General features: G+C 72.0%; 23 protein-coding genes. 10 read left to right on the top strand and 13 right to left on the bottom strand.

The window, feature by feature from the left end:
- Positions 1-192 precede the first annotated feature (192 nt).
- Genes ACIQWX_RS12435 through ychF form a run of 3 tightly spaced genes read right to left on the bottom strand, consistent with a single transcriptional unit; the run spans position 193 to position 2,374 of the window.
- Complete coding sequence (locus ACIQWX_RS12435) at positions 193-660, bottom strand: hypothetical protein (RefSeq protein ID WP_400868698.1); 468 nt, start codon at positions 658-660, stop codon at positions 193-195.
- Positions 660-1,247 (bottom strand): ArsR family transcriptional regulator, encoded by a 588-nt coding sequence (locus tag ACIQWX_RS12430; RefSeq protein WP_400868696.1) that lies wholly within the window; start codon positions 1,245-1,247, stop codon positions 660-662. Before ACIQWX_RS12430 ends, ACIQWX_RS12435 begins: the two co-directional genes overlap by 1 nt.
- A 44-nt stretch (positions 1,248-1,291) precedes the next feature.
- Complete coding sequence (gene ychF, locus ACIQWX_RS12425; RefSeq protein WP_400868694.1) at positions 1,292-2,374, bottom strand: redox-regulated ATPase YchF; 1,083 nt, start codon at positions 2,372-2,374, stop codon at positions 1,292-1,294.
- Between the two features lie 90 nt (positions 2,375-2,464).
- Here ychF and ACIQWX_RS12420 point away from each other — a divergent pair, with 90 nt between their 5' ends.
- Positions 2,465-3,853 carry a DNA-3-methyladenine glycosylase 2 family protein gene (locus tag ACIQWX_RS12420; protein WP_400868691.1) on the top strand — a complete coding sequence of 463 codons (1,389 nt, stop codon included), beginning with the start codon at positions 2,465-2,467 and terminating at the stop codon, positions 3,851-3,853.
- Positions 3,854-4,011: 158 nt separating this feature from the next.
- Here the strand turns inward: ACIQWX_RS12420 and ACIQWX_RS12415 are convergent, their stop codons facing one another.
- From ACIQWX_RS12415 to ACIQWX_RS12405, 3 genes are read right to left on the bottom strand one after another with little or no spacing between them, the layout of a single operon-like run.
- Entirely contained in the window at positions 4,012-4,203 is a 192-nt protein-coding gene (locus tag ACIQWX_RS12415; RefSeq protein WP_400868689.1) for a DUF1737 domain-containing protein, read from the bottom strand.
- 21 nt (positions 4,204-4,224) lie between these two features.
- Complete coding sequence (locus ACIQWX_RS12410) at positions 4,225-7,176, bottom strand: AAA family ATPase (protein ID WP_400868687.1); 2,952 nt, start codon at positions 7,174-7,176, stop codon at positions 4,225-4,227.
- The gene (locus tag ACIQWX_RS12405) at positions 7,173-8,324 is read right to left on the bottom strand and encodes an exonuclease SbcCD subunit D (RefSeq protein WP_400868685.1); all 1,152 of its coding nucleotides are present in this window, start codon (positions 8,322-8,324) and stop codon (positions 7,173-7,175) included. Before ACIQWX_RS12405 ends, ACIQWX_RS12410 begins: the two co-directional genes overlap by 4 nt.
- A gap of 336 nt (positions 8,325-8,660) precedes the next feature.
- Here ACIQWX_RS12405 and ACIQWX_RS12400 point away from each other — a divergent pair, with 336 nt between their 5' ends.
- Together ACIQWX_RS12400 and ACIQWX_RS12395 are read left to right on the top strand one after the other, a co-directional pair.
- Positions 8,661-9,575, top strand: coding sequence for a DNA recombination protein RmuC (locus tag ACIQWX_RS12400; protein ID WP_400868683.1), 915 nt, complete (start codon positions 8,661-8,663; stop codon positions 9,573-9,575).
- A 557-nt stretch (positions 9,576-10,132) separates the two neighbouring features.
- Positions 10,133-11,077, top strand: coding sequence for a DUF6542 domain-containing protein (locus ACIQWX_RS12395; RefSeq protein ID WP_400868681.1), 945 nt, complete (start codon positions 10,133-10,135; stop codon positions 11,075-11,077).
- 491 nt (positions 11,078-11,568) lie between these two features.
- Here ACIQWX_RS12395 and ACIQWX_RS12390 read toward each other — a convergent pair whose 3' ends face one another.
- A complete protein-coding gene (locus tag ACIQWX_RS12390) occupies positions 11,569-12,564 on the bottom strand; it encodes a 4-hydroxy-3-methylbut-2-enyl diphosphate reductase (RefSeq protein WP_400868679.1) in 996 nt (331 codons plus the stop codon).
- Between the two features lie 143 nt (positions 12,565-12,707).
- On the opposite strand from ACIQWX_RS12390, the gene ACIQWX_RS12385 reads away from it, so the two are divergent.
- The 6 genes from ACIQWX_RS12385 to ACIQWX_RS12360 all read left to right on the top strand — a co-directional run bounded on the left by ACIQWX_RS12385 (position 12,708) and on the right by ACIQWX_RS12360 (position 17,150).
- On the top strand, positions 12,708-13,418 hold the full coding sequence (locus tag ACIQWX_RS12385) for a lipid droplet-associated protein (protein ID WP_400868677.1): 711 nt from the start codon (positions 12,708-12,710) through the stop codon (positions 13,416-13,418).
- Positions 13,415-14,650, top strand: coding sequence for an exodeoxyribonuclease VII large subunit (gene xseA / locus ACIQWX_RS12380; protein ID WP_400868675.1), 1,236 nt, complete (start codon positions 13,415-13,417; stop codon positions 14,648-14,650). Before ACIQWX_RS12385 ends, xseA begins: the two co-directional genes overlap by 4 nt.
- Positions 14,647-15,039, top strand: coding sequence for a hypothetical protein (locus tag ACIQWX_RS12375; RefSeq protein WP_400868673.1), 393 nt, complete (start codon positions 14,647-14,649; stop codon positions 15,037-15,039). The genes xseA and ACIQWX_RS12375 overlap by 4 nt, the downstream gene beginning before the upstream one ends.
- Positions 15,036-15,257, top strand: coding sequence for an exodeoxyribonuclease VII small subunit (locus ACIQWX_RS12370; protein ID WP_400868671.1), 222 nt, complete (start codon positions 15,036-15,038; stop codon positions 15,255-15,257). The genes ACIQWX_RS12375 and ACIQWX_RS12370 overlap by 4 nt, the downstream gene beginning before the upstream one ends.
- Before the next feature lie 82 nt (positions 15,258-15,339).
- Positions 15,340-16,392 carry a class II fructose-bisphosphatase gene (gene glpX, locus ACIQWX_RS12365; protein WP_167379611.1) on the top strand — a complete coding sequence of 351 codons (1,053 nt, stop codon included), beginning with the start codon at positions 15,340-15,342 and terminating at the stop codon, positions 16,390-16,392.
- An 8-nt stretch (positions 16,393-16,400) separates the two neighbouring features.
- Positions 16,401-17,150, top strand: coding sequence for a S1 family peptidase (locus ACIQWX_RS12360; RefSeq protein WP_400868669.1), 750 nt, complete (start codon positions 16,401-16,403; stop codon positions 17,148-17,150).
- Between the two features lies 1 nt (position 17,151).
- Here ACIQWX_RS12360 and ACIQWX_RS12355 read toward each other — a convergent pair whose 3' ends face one another.
- The 5 genes from ACIQWX_RS12355 to ACIQWX_RS12335 form a co-directional block, all read right to left on the bottom strand.
- Positions 17,152-18,141 carry an NAD(P)/FAD-dependent oxidoreductase gene (locus ACIQWX_RS12355; protein ID WP_400868667.1) on the bottom strand — a complete coding sequence of 330 codons (990 nt, stop codon included), beginning with the start codon at positions 18,139-18,141 and terminating at the stop codon, positions 17,152-17,154.
- Positions 18,142-18,190: 49 nt separating this feature from the next.
- Positions 18,191-18,844, bottom strand: coding sequence for a TetR/AcrR family transcriptional regulator (locus tag ACIQWX_RS12350; RefSeq protein ID WP_400868665.1), 654 nt, complete (start codon positions 18,842-18,844; stop codon positions 18,191-18,193).
- Between the two features lie 53 nt (positions 18,845-18,897).
- On the bottom strand, positions 18,898-20,205 hold the full coding sequence (locus ACIQWX_RS12345) for a lipase family protein (protein WP_400868663.1): 1,308 nt from the start codon (positions 20,203-20,205) through the stop codon (positions 18,898-18,900).
- Between the two features lie 92 nt (positions 20,206-20,297).
- On the bottom strand, positions 20,298-20,750 hold the full coding sequence (locus ACIQWX_RS12340) for an OsmC family protein (protein WP_400868661.1): 453 nt from the start codon (positions 20,748-20,750) through the stop codon (positions 20,298-20,300).
- The gene (locus ACIQWX_RS12335; protein WP_400868659.1) at positions 20,747-21,379 is read right to left on the bottom strand and encodes a GntR family transcriptional regulator; all 633 of its coding nucleotides are present in this window, start codon (positions 21,377-21,379) and stop codon (positions 20,747-20,749) included. The genes ACIQWX_RS12340 and ACIQWX_RS12335 overlap by 4 nt, the downstream gene beginning before the upstream one ends.
- Positions 21,380-21,458: 79 nt before the next feature.
- Here ACIQWX_RS12335 and ACIQWX_RS12330 point away from each other — a divergent pair, with 79 nt between their 5' ends.
- A complete protein-coding gene (locus tag ACIQWX_RS12330) occupies positions 21,459-22,856 on the top strand; it encodes a class II fumarate hydratase (protein ID WP_400868657.1) in 1,398 nt (465 codons plus the stop codon).
- A 1-nt stretch (position 22,857) separates the two neighbouring features.
- Here ACIQWX_RS12330 and ACIQWX_RS12325 read toward each other — a convergent pair whose 3' ends face one another.
- The gene (locus tag ACIQWX_RS12325) at positions 22,858-23,883 is read right to left on the bottom strand and encodes an aldo/keto reductase (RefSeq protein ID WP_400868655.1); all 1,026 of its coding nucleotides are present in this window, start codon (positions 23,881-23,883) and stop codon (positions 22,858-22,860) included.
- Positions 23,884-23,936 lie beyond the last annotated feature (53 nt).

The raw sequence follows: 23,936 nt of genomic DNA, 5'->3' as shown, positions 1-23,936 counted from the left end.
ATCAGCGCGCTGAGCAGGGCGGAAGCATCGGTTTCGGCCCTAGGAAACGCTATGAACAGCACCGCCGCTCTCACCCCCGCCCAGCGCGCCTGGATCAACGCCCTCGCCCCCGCGGTCGTGCTGATCGCGATCGCCCTGATGGGCCTCCTCGGCTGAGCCGGTCGCCGGCCCGGCTTCCGGGTCAGGCCGGCTTCAGTAGCTCGGCATGTTGGGAATGGCCTTCTCGGCCACTTCGATGAGCGCCAGCACCTTCGGCACGTCGGCCGCCACATCTTCGGCCGTCATCGACGGAGCCTCCGAAGACCGGTACGCGACTTCGTTGCGACGCGCCCGCATCCGGTTGAAGGGCCGCAGAACGTGTCCCAGCGGCGGATCCAGCTGCGCGAGGACCGCTTCGTAGACGGTCACGTGGCCACCGCGGCTCGTCACCCGCAGCCCCTGGTTCTGCAGGACGGCCGCCAGCGCGCGGCGGGCACTGTCGTAGGCCAGCGTGTAAGCGCCTTCCGGGTCCGTGTCCTGCAGCTGCCGCGCCGAAGCGAGGTGGGTGCGGGCCCGGACCAGCTCGGCCTCGGCGGCCTCCCGCGACGCGGGGACGTGCTCGATGGCGCCGCGCGCGATGAACGCGTCGATCCGTTCGCGCCCTTGGTTCCACTGCGGCATCAGGACTCCTGGTCGAGGTTCAGCCGGGCCAGCGGACGATCACGAACGCTGGTGAGGAACGGATCCGTCGTGTCCGCCGCCCACGACTCGGGCGAGATGCGATGCACGTTGACCTCGCGGCCCAGCCGTCGCGACGCGTTCTCGGCCAGGTCGAAGAGCTCGTCCGGATCGGGCGAACCGACGACGAGGACGTCGACGTCGCCGGGCGGCGGTCCCGGCTCGCCGCTGTAGCGCGCGGCCCAGGACCCGTAGATGTAGGCCTCGCGCACGCCCGCCAGCCCGGACAGGGCCTCGGCGAGCAGGGACATCGGCCCGAACGTGACCGCGATGACGTCACTCAGCGGACGGTAGAGCGGGGTGTCCGTGCGGGCTTTGACGAGCCGGCTCCGGCCCACCCGCCGGTCTTCCAGGATGCCGCCGCCGACCAGCCGCTCGACTTCGCGCAGTACGGCCGTGGGCGTGACGCCGCAGGCCTCGGCGAGCTCGGTGATGCTGTATTCGCGATCGGCGTGCAGCAGGACCAGCGCGAGCAGCTCGCCCTGCATGCGCGATCGCAGCAGGGGCAGCAGGCTCGGCGAAGCTTTCATTGGACGCAGCATATCCTGCGTCCAATGAAAGTAACAACCGGTGATCAGACGTTGAAGCGGAACTCCACCACGTCGCCGTCGGCCATGACGTAGTCCTTGCCCTCCATGCGGACCTTGCCCGCCGCGCGGGCCGCGGCCATCGTGCCCGCCTCCATCAGGTCGTCGTAGGAGACGATCTCCGCCTTGATGAAGCCGCGCTCGAAGTCCGTGTGGATCACGCCCGCCGCCTGGGGTGCCGTCGCGCCCTGGGGGATCGTCCAGGCGCGGGACTCCTTGGGGCCCGCCGTCAGGTACGTCTGCAGGCCCAGCGTGTGGAAGCCCGCGCGGGCCAGGGAGTACAGGCCCGGCTCCGGCTGGCCGACCGACTCGAGCAGCTCGCGGACCGACTCCTCGTCGTCCAGCTCCAGCAGCTCCGCCTCGACCTTCGCGTCGAGGAACACCGCGTCCGCCGGCGCGACCAGCTTGGTCAGCTCCTCGCGGCGGGCGTCGTCGGTGAGCACGGACTCGTCGGCGTTGAAGACGTAGAGGAACGGCTTCGTGGTCAGCAGGCTCAGCTCCCGCAACGCCTCGAAGTCGACCTCCTTCTGCGCCTGGAAGAGCGTGCGCCCGGCGTCGAGGATCTCCTTCGCCTTCTGGGCGTTGTCCAGCGCGGGCTTGTTCTCCTTCTTCGTCCGCGCTTCCTTCTCCAGCCGCGGCAGCGCCTTGTCCAGGGTCTGCAGGTCGGCGAGGATCAGCTCGGTGTTGATTGTCTCGATGTCGCTCGAAGGGTCGATCCGGCCGTCGACGTGCACGACGTCCGGGTCGTCGAACACGCGGATGACCTGGCAGATCGCGTTGGCCTCACGGATGTTCGCGAGGAACTTGTTGCCCAGCCCGGCACCCTCGGACGCGCCCTTCACGATGCCCGCGATGTCCACAAAGGACACCACGGCCGGGACCGTCTTCTCCGACTTGTACAGCTCGGCCAGCTTGTCCAGCCGGGGGTCCGGCAGCGGCACGACGCCGACGTTCGGCTCGATCGTCGCGAACGGGTAGTTCGCGGCGAGCACGTCGTTGCGGGTCAGCGCGTTGAACAGGGTGGACTTGCCGACGTTGGGCAGGCCGACGATACCGAGGGTGAGACTCACGATCCCGCAGTCTACGTGGGCCGCGCGGCCGGGGCCCACGCGCCCAACGCGGCGTCGGATTTCCGCCAGCGACCGCGCTGACCTGCTGGCATGCTCGAATCCATGGTCACCGACACGCTTGCCCTCTGGCGCGACGCCGAGCGCTGCTACCGCGTGGTCACCGCCCGCGACTCCCGCTTCGACGGCCAGTTCATCATGGCGGTCCGCACCACGGGCATCTACTGCCGTCCGTCGTGCCCGGCGTCGACGCCGAAGGAGCGGAACGTCCGCTTCTTCCCGACGTCGGCGGCCGCGCAGGCCAACGGCTTCCGCGCCTGCCGCCGCTGCCTGCCGGACGCGGTGCCCGGCTCGCCGGACTGGAACGTGCGCGCCGACCTCGCGGCGCGGGCGATGCGCCTGATCTCCGACGGGACGGTGGAGCGCGAAGGCGTCCCCGGCCTGGCGCGACGGCTCGGCTATTCGGAACGCCAGCTCGGCCGGGTGCTCACCGCCGAGCTGGGCGCGGGCCCGCTCGCGCTGGCCAGGGCGCACCGCGCGCACTCGGCCCGGCTGCTGATCGAGGTGTCGGAGCTACCGCTGACGGACGTCGCCTTCGCGGCGGGCTTCTCCAGCGTGCGGCAGTTCAACGAGACGATCCGCGAGGTGTTCGCGACGACGCCGTCGCAGCTGCGCGCCTTCGCCGCGTCTCGACGTCGACACGACGTGAGCGGAACCCGGCTCAGCCTCCGGTTGCCGTTCCGGCCGCCGTTCGACGCTGTCGGGTTGCTTCGCTTCTTCGCGGCTCACGCGGTTCCGGGCGTCGAAGAGGTGACGTCGACGTCTTACGCGCGGACGTTGCGGCTCGCGCACGGCACCGGCGTGGTCCGGCTGACGCCTTCGTCCGACCACGTGCGCTGCGAGCTGACGCTGACGGACCTGCGCGACCTGGGCAGCGCGGTCAGCCGCGTGCGCCGGCTGCTCGACCTCGACGCCGACCCGGCGGCGGTCACCCGGGTCCTCGGCGCTGATGGGGCGCTGGCCCCGGTGGTGGCGGCCGTGCCGGGGATCCGGGTCCCGGGTGCGGTGGACGGCGAGGAGCTGCTGCTCCGGGCGGTGCTGGAGGGGCCGCTGCCGCCCGGCGACGAGGTTCCGGGCGAGTGGGGCGTGACGCGGCTGTTCCCGACTGCGGCGCAGATCGCCTCGACGGGTCACCCGGTGGCCGAGGCGCTGGCTTCGGGGCAGCTGGACGTGCACGTGGGCCGGGACGCGGCCGACCTGCGGGCGGAGTTGCTGACGTGGGTCGGCCCGTCGACCGCGGACAACGTGGTGATGCGCGTGCTCGGCGCGCCGGACGTGTTGCTGATCGACGACCCCGCGGTCCGTCGCGGGGCCGAGGCGCTGGGCATCGCGCCGGGCTCGCTGCCGGAGCGGGCGCGCGCGTGGACGCCGTGGTGCTCGTACGCGGGGAGGTACTTGCGCCACGCGGCCGGACACGGCTGAGGTCGCGCGGCGGGGCGCCCGGCAGACCTCGACCTGGCTGGCGCCAGCCGGGTCACCGACCGGCCGCCACCCGCTGTCGGCCCGACCCGGCCGGCACTCTCGCTCGGGGCCAGCCCACTCCGGCCGGCCCCTTCGCTCGGCCACACTCGCCCCCGGCGTCAGCCTTCGATGCCGTGCCAGAGGAGCGCCTGCGCCACGATCACCTGGTTGCCGTCGAACGTGGCGGCCGGCGAACCGTGGAGCCGGTAGCCCAGCTCCAGTGCCTCGCTGACCCGGTGGCAGAACTTGGCGTCGTCCGGGCCGGTGAGCAGGCGGTAGCGGGGCAGGTCGTTCGGGGGCGCGTCCGTCATGGCTTCATCTTGTCCGAGTCGTCAACCGGCGCGCACCTCCACTGTCGAGCCCGTGCGGGACTTCCGGACCCGCAGCCGCGTGGGGATGCGCTGCCGCAGCTCCTCGACGTGGGACACCAGGCCGACCACCCGGCCGCCCGCGCGGAGCTCGTCGAGGATGTTCATCACCACGTCGAGGGTTTCGGCGTCCAGCGTGCCGAACCCCTCGTCGACGAACAGCGTGTCCAGCAACGCGCCGCCCGTCTCGCCCGCCACGACGTCGGCCAGCCCGAGCGCCAGTGCCAGCGACGCCAGGAACGACTCGCCGCCGGACAGCGTCTTCGCCGGGCGGATCGTGCCCGAGTAGTCGTCCAGCACGTCGATGCCCAGCCCGCCGCGGGTGCCGCGCGCGCCCGCCGCGTCCGAGTGCACGAACGAGTACCGCCCCTGGCTCATCGTGCGCAGCCGGTGGGTCGCGGCGACCGCCACCTCTTCGAGCCGCGCCGCCAGCACGTACGAGCGCAACGACATCTTCCGGCTGTTCTGCCCGCGCCCGTTGACGACGTCCGCGAGCGCGCGTAGCTCCGCGTACGCCGCTTCGGCCGGTGCGAGGCCGGCGAGTGCCTCGCGCAGCAGGACGGCCAGCCGCGTCAGCTCGTCGTGCTGGGCGGTCGCCACCCGCAGCGCCGCGTACGCGGAGTCGGCACGCGCCCGCGCCAGCTGGGCCGCATCGGCTGCGCGGTCGACGTCCGCGACATCGTCCGGCGAGATCCCGAACAGGTCCGGCTCGGACAGCAACGCCCGCGCCCCCGCCGCAGCGGCTTCCGCCTCGGCGATGCCCTGCTCAAGCTTTTCGATCTGTTCGTCCGGCAGCATCGCGGCCCGCGCCTTCTTCAGCGACGTGAATCCCTTCGCCTTGACCGCGGCCTCGACCAGCGCGCGCTGCTGGGCGACGCGCTCCCGGGCGCCCGCGACGGCCGTTCGGGCCTCGGCGACCCCTTCGAGGGCCTCGGCCAGCCCGACCAGGTGCGTCCGCCGGGCCGTGACGTCCGCGAACTCGCCGCGCCCGGCGACGAGCCGGCGTTCGCGCTCGGCCAGCCGTTCCTCGAGGGCCCGGACGTCGGTCGTGGCCTCGGTCGCCGCCTGTTCGGCTTGACGACGGCGTTCGGTCCGCAGCTCCAGATCGCGCTCGAGGAGAACGACCTGCTCGCCGAGCTTCGCCTTCCCGGCCGCCCGCTCGGTCAGGCCGGCGACCGTGGAGCGCGCTTCGGCCAGCTCCGCGGTGATCGACTCGGCCGTGCGCCCGGCCAGCCGTTCGACCAGCCCGGCCAGCCGCGCCTTCGCTTCCTCCAGCGCGACGACCACCCGCTGCCGCACGGCGTCCGCCGCCTGCTCGGCTTCCTCGGCGGCGCGTTCCTCCGCCGGGTCGACCAGTTCGGCGTCCCGGTTCGCCGGTGCCGGGTGCTCGGCCGACCCGCAGACCGGGCAGGGTGCGCCGGCCGGCAGCGCGGCGGCCAGCTCGGCCGCCATCCCGTCGAGCCGCCGCTCGCGCAGGTCGAGCCGCCGCTGCCGGGCCTCTTGGTGAGCGTCGACGACCTCGCGCAGTTTCGCTTCCCCGCGCCCGACTTTCGCTTGTGCCTCAGGGAGTTCCGCCGCGTCACGTGCGAAGGCCCGCAGCTCGTCCACCCTGGCGCGGGCGCCGTCGAGCTTCGCTTCGGCTTCGGCAGCCGCGAGGGCGTCCGCGCGCAGCTTGGCCAGCTGCCCCGGGATAGCGGCCAGCTCGCTGGTCAGGGCTTCGGCCTGCTGCTGAGCCGTGACGGCGGCCAGTTTTCGGTCGTCCCGACGCATGACGTCGAGCTGCTGTTGCTCGGCCTCTGCGACCAGCTCCGCAACCGCGCCGGCCTCTTCGCGCGCGGTGGCCGCCCGCGCCTTGAGGTCGCCGGTCGCCCGGGTGCCGAACTCCCGCAGCCGAGCGCCACGCTCTTTCTCCGCCTGCTCGGCTTCGGTCAGTTCCGCGGCCCGCCGGTCCAGCAGGTCGGCCTCCACGGCGACCCCGGCCGCCCGCCGCGCGGCCGCGACCTCCTGGGCCCACTCGGCGCGTTGCGGCGCCTGCTCGGTGATCTCCACGAGCCGCAGGTGCGCCGTGCGGACCCGGCGGATCTTCTCGGCGCCCGCGCGTTCTTCCTGCAGGTAGACGTCCGCGCGCTGCGCTGCCGACCGCGTCCGCTCCTCTTCGGCGGTGACTTGCCCGACGCGTTCGGCGGACGCCGCCAGCACGACGTCGACCCACTCCGCCACTTCGGACTCGGGTGGATCCTGCTGGGCTTCTTGCGCGTACCGGGCCAGCAGCTCGCGCACTTTTCCTTGGCGCTGCTCGAGTTCCCGGCCGCGCTCGACGCGCAGGTTCGCGAACCAGCGTTCGACGTCGGCGAAGCGTTCGGTGCCGAACAGCCTTTCGAGGAGCTTCTCGCGCTCGGCGGTGTCGGATCGCAGGAATCGCGCGAACTCGCCCTGCGGCAGCAGCACCACTTGGAAGAACTGGGCCGCCGTCATCCCCAGCAGCCGCTCGACGGTGCGCGCGACCTCCTCGATCCGGATCAGGCCCTCGGGCGGCAGGCCGGCGGGCGCGGCGCCGACCCAGCTCAGCGACACCTTCGCCTGCTGGGTGGTCGTGCCCTCGCCACGCCGTTTCGGCCGCTGGTACTCCGGGTTGCGCAGGATCTTCAGCCGGTGGCCCTGCACGGTCAGCTCCAGCGCGACCTCGGTGATCTGGTCGGGCTCGGCGAGGTCGCAACGCAGCCGCTTGGCCTCGTTGCGGGCGCCGGGAACCACGCCGAACAGGGCGAACGCGATCGCGTCGAGCAACGTGGTCTTGCCCGCACCCGTTTCGCCGTGCAGGAGGAAGAGACCGTCGGCGCCGAGCACGTCGAAGTCGACCACTTCGCGTGCGCAGTACGGCCCGAAGGCTTCGACCTCCAGCCTGTGCAGCCTCATTTCGCGAGCGCCCCCCGGTCGGCCGCTTCCAGGGCCCGGAACAGGAGCTGCTCTTCGCTTTCGGTGGGCGGGGCACCGCGGCAGTCGTCGAGGAAGCTGCGCGAAACCTCGATGTCCGACCGGCCGCGGACGGCGTCGGAGTACCGCAGCGGGGCACCGCTGTGCCCGCCTTCGGGTTCCCACTCCAGGTGCACCGCGAACGGGAACCGCTCGCGCAGCCGCCGCATCGCGTCCACCGGACGCACCCGGTCGGTGACCGTGACCGACAGGAAGTGCTCGAGGAGCTGGTCGTGTTCCGGCCTCACGAGCAGGTCTTCGAGCTCGCCGCGCAGGGTGGCGAGCGCTCTCGGCACCGGCAGCTCGTGCCGGCGGACGTCGGCGAGCCCGCAGGCGTCGAAGTCGAGCAGCCAGACCGATTTGCGTTGCCGCGCCTCGGAAAACGAGTACGCCAGCGGGCTGCCGGAGTACCGCAGGTGCTCGGCCAGCGTCTGCGGGCCGTGGAGGTGGCCGAGCGCCACGTAGTCGACGCCGTCGAAGACCGAGCCGGGCACCTGCTCGACCCCGCCGACCGCGATCGTGCGCTCGGAGTCGGTCGGCTCGCCGCCGGTGACGAAGGCGTGCGCCAGAACGACGGATCGCACCCCGGGCCGGGTTTCGAGGTCCGCGCGGATCCGCCGCATGGCCTCGGTGAGCACGCCGGTGTGGCCGCGCGCGTCCGGCACGCCCAGCGCGTGGCGCGCCGGTTCCGGTTCCAGGTAAGGGATTCCGTAGACGGCGACCGGGCCGTGGGTGTCTTCGAGGAGTACCGGCTCGGCCAGCCCGCCGGCGGTGGTGCGCAGGTGCAGCCCGCCCGCCGCGGCGAACTCCGCGAAGGCGCCGAGCCGAGGCGCGGAGTCGTGGTTTCCGGGCGTGACGATCAATTGCGCGCCCGCAGCGCGGATCCGCGCGACCGCCGCGGTGGCCACCCGGACGGCCTCGGCCGACGGCACCGCGCGGTCGTAGATGTCGCCTGCCACCAGGACGGCGTCGACCGCCTCACCGGCCACGAGGTCGGCGAGGTGCCCGAGCACCGCTTCTTGTTCCGCGAGCAGGTCGGCGCCGTGGAACGTGCGGCCGATGTGCCAGTCGGAGGTGTGCAGGAATCTCACGAGGGCCAAGGTACGACCCGGCCCCGACGAAATCGCGGCGACTCGCCGCAGACTCACTCGAACGTGTGTACGAACACTAGCAGGTACCCGGTTCGACGGCGATCGTAGTGCCGACGCTGTGGAAGCCGAAGCGGTGACGGCGAGCGCGATGTGCCTCGGGGTCCGTGAGCGCCGCAGGGGTCGGAGCGGCGTGCGGGACCGGACACGCCCTGCCGGAATTTCATTTGTTCGCAGGTCAGCTACCCAGAGCGACGGTTCGGCTCCGGTTTTTGTCGGTGCTGTCCGCCATGATGTCTGCGCGGTCCGAACCAGGCGGCCCGGAGGGAGGAGACGGAAGTGGCGACAGTGCTGACCACCGCGGCGATCGTGCTGGCGGTCCTGCTGCTGTTCGCCGTCGCGGTGCTGTGGCGGCTGTACAACGACGGGATGCGCCGGGCGGACGCGGCGGCCCGGCAGGTGGCGGCCGAGCGGGCGAAGTCGGACCAGCAGCAGCTGGCGTTGCGGCGCTACGAGGTCGCGTTCGCCTCGATCAGCGGGCGCGGCGAACTGGGCGAGCAGGTGCTGGTGGAGACCGCGCGAGCGCTGGGGCTGCGGGAGAACCTGCACTTCACGCTGCAGACGGACGTGGGCGGCGGCGGCTCGGCGAAACCGGACATGGTGCTGCGCGTGGGCGGCGACCGCACGGTGCCGGTGGACGCGAAGGCGAGCATGGCGATCTGGGCGGAGGCGGTCGAGACCGACGACCCGGAGGAACGGATCGACGCGTTGCGCGCGCACGTCCGGCAGATCCGGTCGCGGGCGGCCGAACTGGCTGGCAAGGGTTACCAGCGCTGGGCGGACGCGATCTACGGGACGATCATGTTCGTCCCCTCCGACGCGGCCGTGGTCGCGGCGCTGGACACCGACCCGGAGCTGCTGCGCTGGCTCATCGACCGGCGGGTGTTCCTGTGCGGGCCGACCGGCTTCGGGGTACTGGCCTCGGCGGCGCTGTTCGCGGCGAGCGACCGGACACTGGAGGCCGACGTCGAGCAGGTGCGAGCCGGAGCGGCGGCCGCACACCGCGCGGCGGCCGGCGCGGTGGAGGCACTGAACCTGTCGAGCACGCACCTGCAGCGGTTCCTGTCGGCGCGACGGCGGGAGCTGGAGGCATTGGAGGTGTTCCGGGCGACGGTGGCACCACTGACGGACGCGGCCGGTAGTCCGGCCGCGGTTCCGCAGGTGCGGAAGGGGGACGAGCTGGCGGCTAGCTGAGTGGATTGGGTCGGCGGCGCGGGCGGGTTCGGCGGCCGGGCAGGTCGGGCGGCACAGGCAAAACCGGGCGGCTCGGCGGTCCGGGCGGGCTCGGCGGCGCGGGCAGGTCCGGCAGGATCGGCGCGCGGGCAGGTCCGGTGGGTCGGGCTGAGCGGGCAATTCCGGCAGTGCGCGCTGAGCGAGCGGTTCTGGCGGTGTGAGCGAGTCGGCCGAACCGAGATGACTGAACCTCGGCTTCACGGGTATCCCGGCCGAACCGGTGGCCGCGATGCGGGCGGGCGCGCACCCGCGGCTGCCAGCGCCGGTTGTCCGAAATGCCTCTTCGACCAGCGGTTCGCCGACACCGGCAGGCCGGACCGGCCGTAAGCCCCTCACCTGCGGCGACCTGAACGCCCGGGCGGCGGAAAGGAGACAAACCGGCAGCGCGTGCCAAGGGTCTGGACCACAGCCGGGCGACACCCGGCGGGCCTCTCGGGTCACGCCGCCGGGTGGCGATACCCCCACGTCGGCGGCGGTGCTGGCAAGATCTTCACAACCACGAGATACGGTGTTGTCTCGTGACCGCGATTCGCGATCGCCAGAGCGATCCAGATGCCGACGACGCCTCCGTACCGTGGGACGAGCGTCCTGTCGTCGGTTCGAGGCGCGGGCTGCCGTGGTGGGCCGCGGTGCTCGTCGGGTTCGGCCTGGCGATCGTCGGCGCCCTCATCGGCAAGCCGAGCCAGGGCAGCATCCCGGTGATCTTCACCGTCTGCTACATCGCCGGGGCCGTCATCGCGGTCTGCGCGGTGCGGCGGCGAGGGCTGTTCGGGCCGATGGTGATGCCGCCGCTCGTGCTGGCCGTGGTCGTTCCCGGCGTGATCCTGCTGACGTCGGGCTCTCAAGGCGACGACATGCTGTCCAAGGCCCTGAACATCGGCACGCCGCTGATCAACGGCTTCCCGACCATGGCGATCACCACCGGCATCACGCTGCTGATCGGGTTCGTCCGGATCTTCCGCGAACGCGACCCGGACGCCCCGAAGAAGGCTGCCAAGGGCAAGGCGGCCGACCGCCGCCGGACGGACGAAGACGAAGAGAAGCCGTCGACGCGGGCCGCGGCCACCTCGGCCGGCGGTCGTCCGCGGCCGCCCGGGACGAGCCGCACCGGCCAGACACCGGTGCCCCCACGACGCGGCGGCCGTGACGGCGAACCGCCGCGACGGCCCCGCCCGCCCGCGGACGCCGAACGCCGTGCCCCGGCCGACGGCGAACGGCGGGCGACGCGCGGTGGCGCTCCCGCCGAACGCGACCGTGGTGCACGCAAGCCACCGCCATCCGGCTCCGGCCGGCGAACGCCGCCCCCGGCGGACAGCGACCCGCGCCGGCGCGGCGACGCCCCCCGGCGGCGTCCGCGCCCACCCGCGGAGGACGGCCGCGACACGCCGCCGCCGCGCCGCCCCTCCGGCGGCCGAGGTGCCCCGCCGCGCCGAAACCGTCCTTGGGACGACGAAGAACGCTGACGACCAGCGAAAAAGGCCGGTCACCATCCGCGGATGGTGACCGGCCTTTCGCATACGCGGCTTCGAAGGCGGCGACGACCGGCAGCGCGGCGCCATCTCGCGCGGCTGCGAAGGCGCGAGTTGCCCGGCAACCACAGCTCCCCGCAAGCCCACAGGCAAGTACGCGAATTCGGAGACGGCTGGCGGGCCGGAGCCGGGGCGCGCGACTGCAAGGGCGCAAGCTGCCCGGCAACGGCAGCTCCGCACAGGCCGGCAGGCGACTGCGTGGCCTCCGGGCCGCGAGGGCCGACGGCTCGGCGCCGGCGCAGGCGACCGCAAGGACGCGAGCTGGCCAGCAACCGCGGCTCCCCGCAAGCCCACCGTCGACTACGCGATTTCGGAGGCAGCGAGGACGGCAGCTCGCCTGCGGCGCCCCGCATCACCACATCACCCCGCAACGCAATTCGGCGGCGAGCCGCACCCGCGACCCGCCGCCGAACCGACCAAAACCGTCAGACCTTCCGCAGCTCCTTCGGCGGCGCAAAGGTGATCTTCTCGTTCGCCGTCGTCACCTCGTTGACGTCGCCGTAGCCGCGCTCGGCCAGCCAGGCCAACAGCTCCATCACCAGCTCGTCCGGCACCGACGCGCCCGACGTCACCCCCACCGTCGTCACCCCGGACAGCCACGACGGATCCACCTCGTGCGCGAAATCCACCAAGTACGACGCACGCGCCCCAGCCTTCAGGGCCACCTCCACCAGGCGCTTCGAGTTGGACGAGTTCGTCGACCCCACCACCAGGACCAAGTCGCACTCGGCAGCCATCGCCTTGACCGCCACCTGGCGGTTCGTCGTCGCGTAGCAAATGTCGTCGCTCGGGGGGTCCGCCAAGCCCGGGAAGCGCTCGCGGAGCTGGTCGACGCGCTCCATCGTCTCGTCCACCGACAGCGTCGTCTGGGACAGCCAGATCACCTTCGACGGGTCGCGGACCTCGACCTTGTCGACGTCCTCGGCCTTGTCGACCAGCTGGACCTTGTCCGGGGCCTCGCCGGCCGTGCCCTCGACCTCCTCGTGGCCCTCGTGGCCGATCAGCAGGATGTCGTAGTCGTCCTTGGCGAACCTGTTGACCTCCTTGTGGACCTTCGTCACCAAGGGGCAGGTCGCGTCGATCGTGCGCAGGTTCCGGTCGGCCGCCTCCGCGTGGACCATCGGTGACACGCCGTGGGCGGAAAACACCACCAGCGCGCCCTCGGGGACTTCGGACGTCTCGTCGACGAAGATCGCGCCGCGCTCTCGCAGCGTCTCCACCACGTGCTTGTTGTGGACGATCTCCTTGCGGACGTACACCGGGGCGCCGTAGACCTCGAGGGCCTTCTCGACGGCGATCACCGCGCGGTCGACGCCGGCGCAGTAACCACGGGGTTTGGCGAGCAGCACCCGCTTGCCGGAAGCGGTTCCGGTGATCGTCGGGGTACCCGCGGGCTCGATTCCGGGACTCGCTGAACTCATGCCACCCAGGGTACGGGCAGGTCCGAGACGAACTCGAAGTCCCTTTCGGGTGAGCTTCGTCCCTCTACGGAAGTGTGCCGGCGGTCACGCGCTGCGCACTTCCGGTTGGGCAGGGAGGGCAGTCATGCGGCAGGCTGGCACCCATGAAGCCATTCCCGCTCCCCCTCCGGGTCGCCGCGGGCCTCGCCGTCTCCACCGCCGAGCGGGTTCGTGAGCTTCCCCGGCAGCTCGCCGGGCTTCCGGTGACCGTGGTCAGCCAGGTGCTGCAGGCCTCCATGCGCGTCCAGCAGCACGTCACCGAGCTGGCGATCAAGGGCGACAACGCCCTCTCCAGCCTGCGCCCCGTCGAGGACGCGCCCAGCTGGGCGACCTTCGACGAGGACGTCGAACCGGACGTCCGGCCGCCGGTCGCCGAGGTGCCCGAGCCGCGGTCGGAGATCAACGGTCACGTTCCGTCAGTGGCCGAACTCGAAGCGGAACTAGGCGACCCCTGGGCCGACGAAGAGCGCGCGCTCGCCGAGGACCACGCCGAAGGCGAGAACGACGCCCCGGAAGAGCCCAGCAAGCCCAAGCCCGGCACGCCCGCGATCGACAAGAAGACCAAGAGCGAGACGCCGCGGACCAGCGCCGCCGGCTACGAGGGTCCCGCCGGCCTCACCGGCTACGACCAGCTCACCCTCCCGCAGCTGCGGGCCCGGCTGCGCCAGCTGTCGATCTCCCAGCTCGAAACCATCCTCGAGTACGAGCGCGCGCACGCCGACCGCTCGTCCTTCACCGGGATGCTCTCGCGCCGGATCGCCAACGCCCGCAAGGCCGAACGGTCCGGGGAAGACGGCCAAGAGAACGGCCAGTGACCGAAACCGAGACCAGCACCGCCGAAAAGCCCTGGCCGGTCCGCACGGTCGCGCGCAAGATCGGCGACTGGATCCACCGGCTCGGCAGCGTCTGGGTCGAAGGCCAGGTCACGCAGGTCAGCTCGCGGCCGAACACGCAGACCGCGTTCCTGACGCTGCGTGACCCCTCGGCGGACGTCTCGATGTCGGTGACCTGCCCGAACTGGCTGATCCGCGAGATGGAACCACCGCTGCGCGAGGGCGCCAGCGTCGTCGTGCACGCGAAGCCGTCGTTCTTCTTCGGCCGCGGCACGATCAGCCTGCGCGCCGACCAGATCCGCGCCGTCGGCATCGGCGAGCTGCTGGCCCGGATCGAACGCCTCAAGAAGCTCCTGACCGCCGAAGGTCTCTTCTCGGCCCAGCGCAAGCGGCCGATCCCGTTCCTGCCGAAGGGCGTCGGGCTGATCACCGGCCGCGCGTCGGCGGCCGAGCGGGACGTCCTGGCCAACGCGCAGGGACGGTGGCCGCACGTCCGGATCAAGGTGCTCAACACGGCCGTGCAGGGCTCGCAGGCGGTGCCGCAGGTCATGCGCGCGCTGCGGATCTTCGACGCCGACCCCGAGATCGACGTCATCGTCATCGCCCGCGGCGGCGGCAGCGTCGAGGACCTGCTGCCGTTCTCCGACGAGGCGCTCTGCCGCGCGGTGTCGGCAGCGGGGACGCCGGTGGTCAGCGCCATCGGGCACGAACCGGACACCCCGCTGCTCGACTACGTCGCCGACCTGCGGTGTTCCACGCCGACCGACGCCGGCAAGCGGATCGTCCCGGACCTGCGCGAAGAGACCGAGCGCGTCCGCCAGATGCGCGACCGCGGGCGCCGCGCCCTGCACGGCTGGGTCGACACGCAGACGCGCCTGCTGACGCAGCTCCGCAGCCGCCCGTCGCTGGCCGACCCGCTCGGGCCGGTGCAGCGGCGCCAGGACGATGTCGACGTCCACCGCGAACGCGCGCGCCGCGCCATGCTGACGCTGCTCGCCAAGGACCAGGCCGAACTGGCCAGTTCGCGGGCCCGGCTGACCGCGCTCGGGCCGGCCGCGACGCTCGCCCGCGGGTACGCGGTCGTGCAGTTCCTCGATCCCGAAGGCAACCTCCAGGTACTCCGCTCCGTCTCCGAAGTCGAGGCCGGTGCCCAGCTGCGCGTGCGCGTGGGCGACGGCGCGATCGGCGCGGTGGCGGAAGGAGAGCAGGGGTGACGTTCCTCCCGCTGACGGTGGACGCGGCTCGCCGCCTGGGCGCGCGGGCGCTGCTGGACCAGGCGGTGCGCACCGACCGGGCGGCCGCCGAGTGCTGGACGGCGCTGCTCGCCGGCTGCGGCAGCGCGGCGCGCCGCGACCTGGGCCCGCAGCTGCGGCGGCTGTCCGAGGCGACGTCGATGCAGGTCGGCTCGCGCTGGTGGTTCGCCGACGGCGCCGGGCACCGCAAGCGCGTCGCCGGTGCGCAGGAGAACCTCGAAGAGGCGATCGCGGACGGTGACGGCCAGGAGTTCGCCCTCGCCTTCGTCGGGTACGACCACGCGATGGCCAGCGCGGTAGTGTGCGCGAACAGCGTGGAAGCCCGGAAGGTCGGAGAACACCGAGCGTGAGTGAAGCACCCAGCGAGGAACTCGGCTACGAGCAGGCCCGCGACCGTCTCGTCGAGGTCGTCCGGGAGCTCGAGGCCGGTGGTCTGTCCCTCGAGCAGTCGCTCGCGTTGTGGGAGAAGGGCGAGAAGCTCGCGAAGGTCTGTGAGCGCCACCTCGAAGGCGCGCGCGAGCGCATCGAAGCTGCTCTGGCCTCCGTGGAGGACGACTCCGAGCAGTGAGCTAGGCCATGCCGACGGTATCTGGAAACACGGCGGGTATCTGACAGACTGTTGACCCGCCAGTTCCACGATCCGGGAGGCAATGATGTCCGCCGCAGAGAGTCGTCGTGAAGCGCCCGACCGCAACCTCGCGATGGAGCTGGTCCGGGTCACCGAAGCCGCCGCGATGGCCGCCGGCCGCTGGGTCGGCCGCGGCGACAAGATCGGCGGGGACGGCGCGGCCGTCGACGCGATGCGCCAGCTCGTCTCGACGGTGTCGATGCGCGGGGTCGTGGTGATCGGCGAGGGCGAGAAGGACGAAGCGCCCATGCTGTTCAACGGCGAAGAGGTCGGCAACGGCGACGGGCCGGACTGCGACGTCGCGGTCGACCCGGTCGACGGCACGACGCTGATGGCCAAGGGCATGCCGAACGCCCTCGCGGTGCTCGCGGTCGCCGAGCGCGGCGCGATGTTCGACCCGTCCGCGGTGTTCTACATGGAGAAGCTGGCCGTCGGGCCCGAGGCGGCGGGCAAGGTGGAGCTCGGCGCGCCGATCGCGGAGAACATCCGCCGGGTCGCCAAGGCGAAGAACAGCAGCGTCGGCGACGTCACCGTGTGCGTCCTCGACCGGCCGCGCCACGAGCAGATCATCAAGGAGATCCGCGACGCCGGCGCGCGGATCCGGTTCATCTCCGACGGCGACGTCGCGGGCGCGATCGCCGCGGCCCGCCCGACCACCGGCGTCGACATGCTGATCGGCATCGGCGGCACCCCCGAGGGCATCATCGCCGCCTGCGCGATGAAGTGCCTCGGCGGCGAGCTGCAGGGCCGCCTGTGGCCGAAGGACGACGCCGAGCGCGAGAAGGCCATCGGCGCCGGGCACGACCTCGACCGCGTGCTGCTCAACGACGACCTCGTGACCGGCGACAACGTCTTCTTCTGCGCCACCGGCGTCACCGACGGCGACCTGCTGCGCGGGGTCCACTACCGCGAGGGCGGCGCGACGACGCAGTCCATCGTGATGCGGTCCAAGTCCGGGACCGTCAGAATGATCGACGGCTACCACCGGCTCAACAAGCTGCGGGCGTACTCCTCGGTCAACTTCGACGGCCACCTGGACGCGCCCGCCGACGACGTCGTTCCCCCGCTGCCGTAAGGAGTTCCGTGCCCAGGCGACTGCTGGTCCTGCTGGTCCTGGTGTTCGCCCTGGTCCCCGGTACCGCGTCGGCCGGCCCCGCCATCGTCGGGGGCGGCGACGCCGACCAGCCGTACCCGTTCGCGGTGTCGCTGCACACCGCGGCGGGCAAGCTGTTCTGCGCCGGCGCGCTGATCGGCCCCTCCTGGGTCGTCACCGCGGCGCACTGCGCGTTCGACAAGACCCCGCCCGCGATTTCCGTGCGGTCCGGGACCAACGACGTCGGCCAGGGCGGCGAGGTCGGCCAGGTCGCGGACATCGTCGTCAACCCGGCCTTCGACACCCAGAAGCCGGCGGGCGACATCGCGCTGCTGCGGCTGGCGACGCCGGCCAAGGCGGCTCCGATCGCGCTCGCGGCGGCCGCGTCGCCCGGCACCGCGACCCGCATCCTCGGCTGGGGCCAGAAGTGCCCGAAGGTGAACTGCGGCGACATCCCGACGAACCTGCAGCAGCTCGACACGCACATCGTCGAGGGCGCGAAGTGCACGTCGGGGTTCGACGGCACGGCCGAGCTGTGCACGGACAACCCCGGCGGCAAGTCCGGGGCGTGCTTCGGCGACTCCGGCGGCCCGGAGGTCGTCCGCGACGGCGACCACTGGCTGCTCGTCGGCGTCACGAGCCGCCCGGGCAACAACGACCCGCAGTGCGCGACGGCGCCGTCGATCTACACGTCCGTCGTCGCCTACGCGCCGTGGATCGCGGAGAAGACGAAGACCTGACCTACTCGGCGTTGCTCGAGTGGCCCGGGAACAGGTGCGCGTCCGGGTCGAGCGCGACGGCGATGTTGTTGACGGCCGTCGCCGCTTCGCCGAAGCCGGTCGCGATCAGCTTCACCTTGCCCGGGTACGCGGCGACGTCGCCGGCGGCGTAGACGCGTTCGCGCGCGGTCGCCATGGTCGAGTCGACGGCGATCGCGCGGTGGTCGATCTCCAGGCCCCAGCTCTCGATCGGGCCGAGGTCGGCGGTGAACCCGAGCGCCGCGACGACGGCGTTGGCCGGCAGCCGCTCGTCTTCGGCGCCCTTGATCGCGAGGTCGACGGCTTCGAGCGTGCCATCGGCGGCTTCGACGAACCGCGTGACCTCGGCGTCGGTGATGATCCGGGTGCCGAGCTCCCGCGCCTGCCGCACGATGGACTCGGCGGCGCGGAACTTGGCGCGGCGGTGCACGAGCGTCACGCTCGCGGCGACCGGGTGCAGGGCGAGGATCCAGTCGAACGCCGAGTCGCCGCCGCCGACGACCACGACGTGCTGCCCGGCGTGCACGGCCAGCGACGGGACGAAGTGGACCATGCCGCGGCCCAGCCAGCCGTCGCCGGCGGGCAGCGGGCGCGGGGTGAACTCGCCGATGCCCGCGGTGATCAGCACGGCGCCCGCGCGCAGGGTTTCGCCGCCGTCCAGGGTCAGTTCGACGCCGTCGCCGACCGTCTCCAGCTTCTCGGCCTTGCGCCCCAGCAGGTACGTCGGCGCGAACGGCGAGGCCTGCTTCACCAGACCCTCGACCAGGTCCCGGCCGCGGACCTCGGCGAACCCGCCGACGTCGTAGATCATCTTCTCGGGGTACATCGCGGTGACCTGGCCGCCGGGCTCGGGCAGCGAGTCGACCACCGCCATCGAAAGGCCGCGGAACCCGGCGTAGTAGGCGGCGAACAGGCCGGTCGGGCCCGCGCCGATGATCACGAGGTCGTAGGAGTCCCCAGGAACTTCAGTCATGCTCGCTCCAGCCAGTGGTGGATGGCGGTGATCGAGAACACACTCGATCCTAGCCGGAGGCGGGGATGTTCCGGTGCCCGAGCAGGCCGAGCAGCCACGTGTGCCGGATGGCTTCACGGGCGCGGTCGTACGCGTCGTCGGTGGCGAGCCAGATGGCCTGGGTGAGCAGCTCGATCGTCGCGGCGACGACGGTGCGCGCGGTGAACGGCGGCGGCAGCGGCACCAGCGGATCCGTCGTCCGCAACCACGCGGCCGTCCGGTCGAACACCGCTTCACTCGCGCGCAGCACCTCTTCACGCGCTTCGAGTCCCGCGTCGCCGAGGGCGTAGATCTCCAGGAGGACTGCGCGGGCGACCACGGGACGGCGGCGCACGTACCCGACGACGAAGTCGCCACACGCGGCGACGGCGTCCAACGGCTCCGGCGCCTCGGCCGCCACCGCGACACCCTGGTCGAGGAACTGCCCGGTCACCGCCCGGTAGGCGGCGAGGAAAGCGTCCTGCTTACCGGTGAACTGCTCGTAGAACGACGTGCGGGACACCCCGGCCGACGCCGTGACGTGGCCGACCGTCGTGGCCGCGTACCCGCGTTCGCCGACGTTGGCCAGCACCGCTTCGACGAGCCGGGAGCGTTGCGCCGCAGCCACTTCTTCGCGGCTGAGGCTGTGCGGGCCCTTGGGGAGCCGGCGGTCCTGGGTCCTCATCCGCGGCACCGTACCCGGCGGACCGGTCGCGGTGACCGGTCCGCCGGAGCGGGTCAGGCGGGTTGCTCCGGGGCCAGGGAGTTCCCCGCCGGGATGCGCCCGCAGCTCGACGGTGCCGGCTTGCCCGCGAACCGGTCGGCCAGCCAGCCGATCGCGGCCGGCGCCCACGCCGCCGCGCCGCCGACGTGGCTGAGCAGGTCGTACTGCTGGTACTCGATCGACCGGTTGCCGGTGGCGCAGTACTGCCGGGCCAGCGCGCGGACGTCGCCGGCCACCATCACGCCGTCGCCGGTGCCGATGCCCGGGAGGTTGCTCGTGGTGCCTTCGAGGAACCCGGCGTTGCCCTGGGCGATGAACCCGGGGACCGACGGGGTCGGCGCGGAGCCGATGTTGACCTTGTTCACCGCGGCGACGAACGGCGGCACCGAGTTCGGGTTCGCGTACTCGGGCTTCGCGATCTTCTGCCACGTCAGCCCCGGGTACCGGCCGAGGGCGTTGATGATCGACGCGTGCTCGAGGTCGTCGAGCACCTTCAGGCCGTACTCGCTCGCGTACGGCTTCAAGTCGATGCCGAAGCCGCGCGCGACGCCGATCAGCGCCATCGGGATGACGCCGGACCAGACCGGGCTGCCGCCGACGTACTTCAGGTTGTGCGCGGGGTCGACGAGCACGCCGCCTTCGGTGAAGCCGACGAGGTTCGCGTTGACGTCCGGCGCGTAGCCCGGCGCCAGCGCGGCCGCCCAGCCGGTCGCGATCGCGCCGCCCGAGTAGCCGAGGAGCCCGAACTTCGTGCTCTTGGTCATCCCCGTCGCGGCCGAGCTGGTCGCGGCGCGGATGGAGTCGAGGGTGTTCGTGCCGTACTCCGGGCCGGCGGCGAAGTTCGCGGTCTGCCCTTCGGTGTCGGGCACGACGACGTTGTAGCCCAACAGGAGTGACGGGAGGAGCAGCAGCGATTCGCCGTTGGGCAGGAGCCCGCCGAGGGTGATGTCCCCGGCGATCGCCCGCGACGGCGCGTCGGCGGGGTCGAGCGAGTCGTAGGCCGACTGGTACGACACGGCTTTCGTGCTGTCACCGGTGATGCTGCGGACGACCGAGGTGACGTTGGCGGCCGGGCGGCCCTGCGCGTCGGTCGTCCGGTAGAGCAGCTGGACGGCTTTCACCGGCGTCGCGAGCCCGACGACGTGGTAGTTCAGGGTCCGGGTCTTGAGGACCGTCCCGGGTGCGTAGGACGACAGCGGGGTGCTGCCGTCGTAGGTGTAGAAGGAATCGGCTGCCGCGGCGGCCGGGCTCGCCGGCGCGGCGGCGAGGGTGAGCGCGACGGCGGCGGCGAGCGCGGCTGAGCGGACGTGGCTACGGATCATGACTCCCCTTTGAATCATGAAGTGGATCACGCGGATCGCCGTAACCTACCAGCGAGTAGGTGTGGTGTACAGCCGCGTACACGATCGGCGGCCTACCGCGCGACGGGCTCGTGCCGCACCGGGAAGTTGACGGAGTTAGCGATGAAGCACTGGTCGTGGGCGTCGTGGTGCAGCGCGGCCGCCTTCTCGCGCATGCCCTCCTCCGCCACCGTCACCTCCGGGCGCAGGACGACTTCGGTGAAGCGGCCGCCGTGGGCGCCGTCTTCCCGCATGACGCCACTCGCGTTGTCGACGTACCCGGTCACCACCACGCCGGCCCGGGCGCACAGCGACAGGAACGTAAGCATGTGGCATTCGGACAGGGACGCGACCAGCAGGTCTTCCGGGTTCCAGCGGTCGGCCGTGCCCAGGAACGCGGGGTCGGCGGTCCCCGCCAGCGTCGGCTTGCCCGCCGCCTCGACGTCGTGGTCGCGGGAGTAACCGCGGTAGCTCGTGGTTTCGCCGGTCCAGCGGACCGTGACTTCGTAGCGGTGTTCCCGGCTCACTTTCCGGTTCCTTCCAGCGCGGACATCGTCGTCAAGACGTGCTGCCGGGCGAGCGCGGCAGCGTCTTCGGGCCGCCCGTCGGCGATGGCCGCGACCAGGCGCCGGTGCTCGTCGTCGACTTGGCCGGTCCGGGCGGGCGCGGCCAGCGATGCGCGGGTGGAGACGACGATCCGGTCCCACAACCGCGCGAGAGCCTCGGCCGCGGGAGGGTTGTCGGCGAGCCGCGCGATGTGCCCGTGGAACGCACGGTTGCGCCGGACACCTTCGGTGAGATCGCCGCTTCGGGTCGCGCGGTCGGCTTCGGCCGCGAGGTCCTTCAGGCGCGCGAGATCGGCCGGCGCGAGTTCTCCGGAGAGCTGGCGGGTCGCCGTCAGTTCGGCGGTCAGCGCTTCCAGCGCGGCGCGGACGAGGTAGGCGTCCTGCAGGGCTTTCGGGTCCAGCTCGACGACCGTCACACCGCGGCGGGCGGGCTCGACCAGGCCGTCGCTTTCCAACCGGCGCAAGGCCTCCCGCACCGGCGTCCGGCTGACGCCGAGCCGATCGCACAGCGCCTGCTCGGTCACCGCCCGCCCCGCCGGGTAGGTGCCGAGCACAATCAGGCCGCGCGCGTCGTCGTAGACCGACTTCACGGTATCCAATGTATACAAAGACACGCGGGGTGCGCAACGCCACCACGCGCGCGCCGCCGAAGAGGGCCAGAATCGGGGTATGGCTGACGAGGAATACCGGATCGAACACGACACCATGGGCGAGGTCCGCGTGCCGGCCGCCGCGCTCTACCGCGCCCAGACCCAGCGGGCCGTCGAGAACTTCCCCATCTCCGGCCGGGGCCTGGAGCGCGCCCAGATCCGCGCGCTCGGCCTGCTCAAGGCGGCCGCCGCGCGGGTGAACCTCAAGCTGGGCGTGCTCGACGCCGACGTCGCGAACGCCATCGCGGCCGCCGCCGACGAGGTCGCCGAGGGCGCCCACGACGCGCACTTCCCCATCGACGTCTTCCAGACCGGCTCCGGAACGTCGTCGAACATGAACGCCAACGAGGTCATCGCGACGCTCGCGAGCCGCGCCCTCGGCAAGGACGTCCACCCGAACGACCACGTCAACGCGTCGCAGTCGTCGAACGACACCTTCCCGACGACCATCCACGTCGCCGCCACCGAAGCGGTCACCAAGGACGTCATCCCCGCGCTCGAGTACCTGGCCGGCGCCATCGAGGTGCGCGCCGCGGAGTGGGCCGACGTCGTGAAGTCCGGGCGCACGCACCTGATGGACGCCGTGCCGATCACGCTCGGCCAGGAGGCCGGCGCGTGGGCGTCGCAGATCCGGTTCGGCGTCGAACGGCTGAAGTCGGGCCTGCCGCGGCTGGGCGAGCTGCCGATCGGTGGCACCGCGGTCGGGTCGGGCCTCAACGCGCCGGACGGCTTCGGCACGTCGGTCGCCGCGGAGCTGGCCACCGTGACCGGCCTGCCGCTGACCGAGGCCCGCGACCACTTCGAGGCGCAGGCGACCCAGGACAGCGTCGTCGAGACGTCCGGGCACCTGCGCACGGTCGCCGTGTCGCTCAACAAGATCGCGAACGACCTGCGCTGGCTGGGTTCCGGCCCGCGCACCGGCCTCGCCGAGCTGGCGCTGCCGGACCTGCAGCCGGGCTCGTCGATCATGCCGGGCAAGGTGAACCCGGTGATCCCGGAGGCGACGCTGCAGGTCGTCGCGCAGGTGATCGGCAACGACGCGGCCGTCGCCTTCGCCGGTGCCGCCGGCAACTTCCAGCTCAACGTCAACCTGCCGGTGATCGCGCGGAACGTCCTCGAGTCGGCCCGCCTGCTCGCCGCGGTTTCGCGGCTGCTGGCGGACAAGGTGTTCGCGGGCATCACGATCAACACCGAGCGCACGCGCACCTACGCCGAGGGTTCGCCGTCGATCGTGACGCCGTTGAACAAGTACATCGGCTACGAAGAGGCCGCCGCGGTCGCGAAGCAGGCGCTCAAGGAGCTGAAGACGATCCGCGAGGTCGTCATCGAGCGCGGGTACGTCCGCGACGGGAAGCTCACGGAGGAGCAGCTCGACGAGGCCCTCGACGTCCTCCGCATGGCCCGCGGCGGCAAGTAGCTCACCGCCGGCGCAAGCGCTTGTCCGCCAGCGCCGGCGGGGTGTAGTCCTTCTCGGCCGGGTTCAGGTCCGTGCCCGGCGGCACGATCTCGTCGATCCGGTCGAGCACGTCGTCGTCCAGTACGAGGTCCGCGCCTGCCAGCAGGTCATCGAGCTGCTGCGGGGTCCGCGGGCCGATGATCGCCGACGTCACGCCCGGGTGCGCCCGGACGAACGCCGTCGCGAGGTGCGTCATGGGCCGGCCGAGGTCGTCGGCGATCTTCTTCAGCCGCGCGATCGCCTCGAACTTGACGGCGTTCTCCGGCAGCGCCGGGTCGAACTTGTGGAGCTGCAACGTCCGGCGGCCTTCGGAAAGGTCCACATCGGACGGCTTCACGTACTTGCCGGACAGCCAGCCGCTGGCGAGCGGGCTCCACGTCAGCACGCCCATGCCGTACTTCCGCGCGGTCGGCAGCACGGCGGTCTCGATCGCCCGGTTGAAGATCGAGTACGGCGGCTGCTCGGCGCGGAACCGGGCCAGGCCGCGCTTTTCGGCCACCCACTGGGCTTCCACGATCTGCTCGGCCGGGAAGTCCGACGACCCGATCGCGCGGACCTTGCCGGCGCGCACGAAGTCCGTGAGCGCCGAAAGCGTTTCCTCGATGTCGGTGGTCGGGTCGGGCCGGTGGACCTGGTAGAGGTCGATGTAGTCGGTGTCGAGGCGGCGCAGGCTGTCGTCCAGCGCGCGGGTCAGCCAACGCCGGGACAGACCGCCCTGGTTGGGATCGGCTCCCATCGGGAAGAAGCCCTTGGTGGCCAGCACGACCTCGTCGCGGCGGCCCTTCAATGCCTTGCCGACGATCTGCTCGTTCTCGCCATCGGAGTACATGTCCGCGGTGTCCCAGAAGTTCACGCCGGCGTCGAGCGCCGTGTGCAGCATCCGGACGCCCTCTTCGTGATCGGGGTTGCCCCACTTGCCCAGCATCATCGCGCCGAACGCGTACTCGCTGACCGAGATGCCCGTACCGCCCAGAATTCGTCGTTCCATGCCACCACCTTGCGAGTGGGGCGGCGGCCGGACCAGGTCACGCTCAACCTGGG

This window comes from Amycolatopsis sp. NPDC098790, from assembly GCF_044759945.1.
GTDB lineage: Bacteria > Actinomycetota > Actinomycetes > Mycobacteriales > Pseudonocardiaceae > Amycolatopsis.
The sequence above is the reverse complement of the archived record's forward strand: the minus strand, read 5'-3'. Positions and strand labels throughout refer to the sequence as shown.

Bases quoted from the DNA above. Each gene is read 5' to 3' on its own strand.
- ACIQWX_RS12435 (WP_400868698.1), bottom strand. From the start codon at position 660: ATGCCGCAGTGGAACCAAGGGCGCGAACGGATCGACGCGTTCATCGCG.
- ACIQWX_RS12430 (WP_400868696.1), bottom strand. From the start codon at position 1,247: ATGAAAGCTTCGCCGAGCCTGCTGCCCCTGCTGCGATCGCGCATGCAG.
- ACIQWX_RS12420 (WP_400868691.1), top strand. From the start codon at position 2,465: ATGCTCGAATCCATGGTCACCGACACGCTTGCCCTCTGGCGCGACGCC.
- ACIQWX_RS12415 (WP_400868689.1), bottom strand. From the start codon at position 4,203: ATGACGGACGCGCCCCCGAACGACCTGCCCCGCTACCGCCTGCTCACC.
- ACIQWX_RS12410 (WP_400868687.1), bottom strand. From the start codon at position 7,176: ATGAGGCTGCACAGGCTGGAGGTCGAAGCCTTCGGGCCGTACTGCGCA.
- ACIQWX_RS12390 (WP_400868679.1), bottom strand. From the start codon at position 12,564: ATGAGTTCAGCGAGTCCCGGAATCGAGCCCGCGGGTACCCCGACGATC.
- ACIQWX_RS12385 (WP_400868677.1), top strand. From the start codon at position 12,708: ATGAAGCCATTCCCGCTCCCCCTCCGGGTCGCCGCGGGCCTCGCCGTC.
- glpX (WP_167379611.1), top strand. From the start codon at position 15,340: ATGATGTCCGCCGCAGAGAGTCGTCGTGAAGCGCCCGACCGCAACCTC.
- ACIQWX_RS12355 (WP_400868667.1), bottom strand. From the start codon at position 18,141: ATGACTGAAGTTCCTGGGGACTCCTACGACCTCGTGATCATCGGCGCG.
- ACIQWX_RS12350 (WP_400868665.1), bottom strand. From the start codon at position 18,844: ATGAGGACCCAGGACCGCCGGCTCCCCAAGGGCCCGCACAGCCTCAGC.
- ACIQWX_RS12345 (WP_400868663.1), bottom strand. From the start codon at position 20,205: ATGATCCGTAGCCACGTCCGCTCAGCCGCGCTCGCCGCCGCCGTCGCG.
- ACIQWX_RS12330 (WP_400868657.1), top strand. From the start codon at position 21,459: ATGGCTGACGAGGAATACCGGATCGAACACGACACCATGGGCGAGGTC.
- ACIQWX_RS12325 (WP_400868655.1), bottom strand. From the start codon at position 23,883: ATGGAACGACGAATTCTGGGCGGTACGGGCATCTCGGTCAGCGAGTAC.